4 protein-coding genes and 1 pseudogene are annotated in these 3,713 nt (G+C 55.4%); all 5 read left to right on the plus strand.

The window, feature by feature from the left end:
* Positions 1-478 (plus strand): annotated as a pseudogene (locus CPT76_RS34370) (hypothetical protein); the annotation flags it as partial.
* Positions 478-1,230 carry a glycosyltransferase family 2 protein gene (locus tag CPT76_RS34375; protein WP_181153234.1) on the plus strand — a complete coding sequence of 251 codons (753 nt, stop codon included), beginning with the start codon at positions 478-480 and terminating at the stop codon, positions 1,228-1,230. The pseudogene CPT76_RS34370 and the gene CPT76_RS34375, both read left to right, overlap by 1 nt.
* Positions 1,231-1,262: 32 nt before the next feature.
* On the plus strand, positions 1,263-1,994 hold the full coding sequence (locus CPT76_RS34380; protein WP_105446094.1) for a sugar phosphate nucleotidyltransferase: 732 nt from the start codon (positions 1,263-1,265) through the stop codon (positions 1,992-1,994).
* 260 nt (positions 1,995-2,254) lie between these two features.
* Entirely contained in the window at positions 2,255-3,079 is an 825-nt protein-coding gene (locus tag CPT76_RS34385; protein WP_258169081.1) for a GT-D fold domain-containing protein, read from the plus strand.
* A gap of 53 nt (positions 3,080-3,132) precedes the next feature.
* Positions 3,133-3,713, plus strand: a 581-nt coding sequence (locus CPT76_RS34390; RefSeq protein WP_146116531.1) for a glycosyltransferase family 2 protein, incomplete at its 3' end; no start/stop codon positions are given.

Genomic DNA, 3,713 nt, shown 5'->3' on the forward strand with positions numbered 1-3,713 from the left:
ATCCGTCACCTCGGGTCATCTGCAGCCAGGCAGCATCCAACCGCATCACCTTGCGCCGGATACCGTCACGACCCAATCGTTGGAAGATGAGGCCGTTACGGGTGACAAGATTGCTCCTCATGCGGTCGACGGCAATACGGTGCTCGGGCACCCGGAACTGGGGGCAAATTCGCTAACGGCCGTTCCACATGCACTGGCAAGACGTTTGATTGAAGATATCGGCAGTGAGCAGTTGATGGTTCCCCCCAAGGCCCAAGCCCTGGCCCTAGCAAAGGGACACCGCTTCGCGCTGGTGCAGCCGGTTGACGTGATCAGCGCAAACCGGAAGCGTCCCGGGAATACGGGCACCGGCAATGCGGTGGCAGACCTGATTATCGGTGACCATGCGGAAGCGTTCCACGCGCTGATTGATGCCGGCTGGATGCCCCAGTCTTCTTCAGTCTCGCGGACGGAAGTCGCCTTGCGGAGGAATGCCTGATGAGTCTGAATCAGCGAATGACGAGCATCATCATCCCCACGCATAACGGCCTGCATCTGCTTGCCCCCTGCATCGAGGCGATCCGCAAATACACCGATACGCCGTACGAAATCATTGTTGTCGACAACGCATCGACTGACGGTACCGACGGCTACTGCATCAAGGAGGGAATTCCATTTATCTCCCTTCCGGCGAACCGCGGGTTTCCAGTCGCCTGCAACATCGGTCTGGCGGCGGCCGGAGGGGACGATCTGCTCCTACTCAACAACGATGTGACGGTTACGACGAACTGGTTATCCAATATGCTCGCCGCCCTGCACAGCCGGCCGGATGTCGGCTTGGTCGGGCCTGTTACCAATGCAGCCTCGGGTAGACAAAAGGTGGATGTTTCTTTTAACAATACAGAAGAATTCCAGCTGACAGCTGTCCGAAACAATCAACCAGATCCGTCCCGCTGGGTGGAAGTGAACCGGGTTATCGGCATGTGTCTGCTTATAAAACGGGAAGTGCTGAGCAGGATCGGATTTCTGGATGAAGCATTCTCACCAGGTCATTATGAGGATGACGATTACTGCTACAGGGCTCGGTTGGCCGGCTTTCATCTGCTGATTTGCGGGGATGCGCTCGTTCACCATCAGGGCAGCGCCAGCTTTAAACAGGCATCCTCCGAACAGATTCAACAGCTGATTGACCGGAATCACCGCTTGTTTATAGAGAAGTGGCAGATTGATCCCCGCCAGTTTATAGAGTAAGCAGGCAGCATATCTGAAGGAGGAGTGGTGCAGTGAGAGGTATTATCTTGGCAGGCGGGACAGGTACCCGATTGTATCCGCTGACCCGGCTGATCAACAAGCATTTGCTACCTGTCGGAAAGTATCCCATGATCGTATACGGCATCGACAGATTGCGCCAGGCAGGAATCAAGGAAATTCTTATTGTCATGGGCAAACAGTCCGCAGGTTTGTATACGGAATTTTTGGGAAGCGGTCAGGACTTAGGTGTGCAGCTAACCTACCGGATTCAGGAGTCTGCGGGAGGAATCGCTGAGGCGCTGGATCAGGGAAGAAGTTTTATTATGAAGGACGAAAAATTCGTCGTTCTGCTTGGAGATAATCTGTTTATGGATGATTTGAGCACGTATGTAAATAAATTTGCGCAGCAGCCTGCCGGGACGGCGCGGGTTCTCCTGAAGCAGGTTCAGGATGCCAGAAGGTATGGTGTCCCGGTGTTTGACCGGGCGCGCCCGGAGCTCATCAGCCGGATTGAAGAAAAGCCAGCGAAGCCTAAATCTTCTTACAGCGTCACCGGTTTTTATATGTATGACACCGCCGTGTTCGATATCATTTCCGGGATCCGTCCATCGGACAGGGGAGAACTCGAAATAACCGACGTCAACAACGTCTATGCGGCAGACGGGCGGCTGGAGTACGATATCCTGCAGCATTGGTGGGGCGACGCGGGAACCTTTGAATCTCTGCAAGAAGCAGGCAAAAAAATGAAGGGAATTCTCCCATGAGCCGCCCTCGGATCCGAAACAGAGCCTTCATTCCTCCATGGAAGAGGGCTCTTCGTGTCAAATTGGCCAAGCGACGTTTAATACTCCGTCGGCGGCATGCTCCCCTGAACCGAAAGGAGAAAAGAAAGCACAAGTACGGCCAGCGGGGAAATGGTGTAAAGCATCCGAACCTGCCGGGGCTTACTCCCCTCGCGGTGCATCCTCTTCCCCAAGAGAGGCCCAGTGAACCCAGTACGGAGCCCTCGATCGATATCCAAAAGGTGCAGGACTCTGCTTACCAGGCCGGATATGCAGAAGGGGTGGAGGAGACAGTCGCCTCCCAGCTTCCACCGTATACGGTACTGCCGGATATAGGTGCCAATGAGGTAATCGCCGCGGGAATATCGGCATACCGGGAACATTGGCTCCAGCTATTGCGCCCCGAAGAGGTCCATGGCCGCATGGCGCATGCCTTGGCCGTTGGCCAGCCCCTGTCGGTTGTCCGACTGGGAGACGGAGAATTGCTGGCCCTGGCCCATGACACCGTGCTTCCGCTGGAGGAAGTACGACAAAAGGGGCGCTTTCTCTCGACAGCAGGAATACAGCTGCCTGATCCGCAGGCACGAGATATGCTGGCCGATTCGCTCCGCATGGCCGGGATCATCGGCATTCCGCATTCCCGTCTGCCGACGTTCCAGGGCCTTTTGTTCCCGGTGCTCCGGTATTACGGGCTATCTTACCGCAGCCTGACACTGACGACATCCACGATGAATTATGCGCTGCATGAGCATGGTCTGCTGCAGCAGCTTCTCCCGGGGAAACGGCTGCTTCTGATCGGAAACCGGGCTCCCGAGCTTGCGAATATGCTGCTGGCTTCGGCTTCGCTGACCATAGCCGGTGTAATCAGCCCGGTGCGGGGATTTTCGGACATTCCAAGGGTAATGCAGGAGGCGGCCATATGCGAATTTGACCTGGCTCTCGTGGCCAGCGGCATTCCCGCGGTCGTGATCTGCGAGCGTATCGCGAGCCAGCTGGGCAAAGTTGCGCTGGATTTTGGACATCTGGCGGATAAGCTCGTTTCCGGTGAGATTCCTTATGCCAGATAGTAAGGTGTATAGCGGAGAGAAATATCATGTGTGCAAAACGGGGAGGGATTGAAATGAAAAATCGGTTCAGGAGTGCAAGGGGCCGCCGGCCAATCCGGCAGTCTCCTCCCTCATCCTCTGGAAGCGACCGATATAACGAGGGTTACGAACGCGGGTACACGGAAGGGCTGGTAAAGGGAAGTGACACATTCCATATTCCGTTTCAAGGCACCAGCATCATCATTCCGACCTATAACCAGGCCGAATATCTGATCCAGTGTATAGGGAGCATTGAGGCCCATACGCCGGAACCGCATGAGATTATTGTCGTTGACAATGCGTCTACGGACGATATTGCCTCCTGCCTCAAGCCGTTTGGCGGGAAAATCAGGTTTGCAAGGCTGGAGGAGAACCGCGGATTTGCCGGCGGCGTCAATTACGGCATCATGATGGCCAAGGGAGAAACGGTTGTCATCCTGAACAATGATATTCTCGTCACCCCGAATTGGCTGACTCATATGCTCCGCTGCCTGGACAGCGACCCTCAGATCGGCGCCGTGGGGCCTGTGACGAACTATATCAGCGGGGAACAGCAAATGCCGGTTCCTTACGAAGATGTGAAGGAGATGTGGGAATTTGCAGCCGGTCATAATGT

Source organism: Paenibacillus sp. AR247 (assembly GCF_002968895.1).
GTDB classification, from domain to species: Bacteria; Bacillota; Bacilli; order Paenibacillales; family Paenibacillaceae; genus Paenibacillus_AQ; species Paenibacillus_AQ favisporus.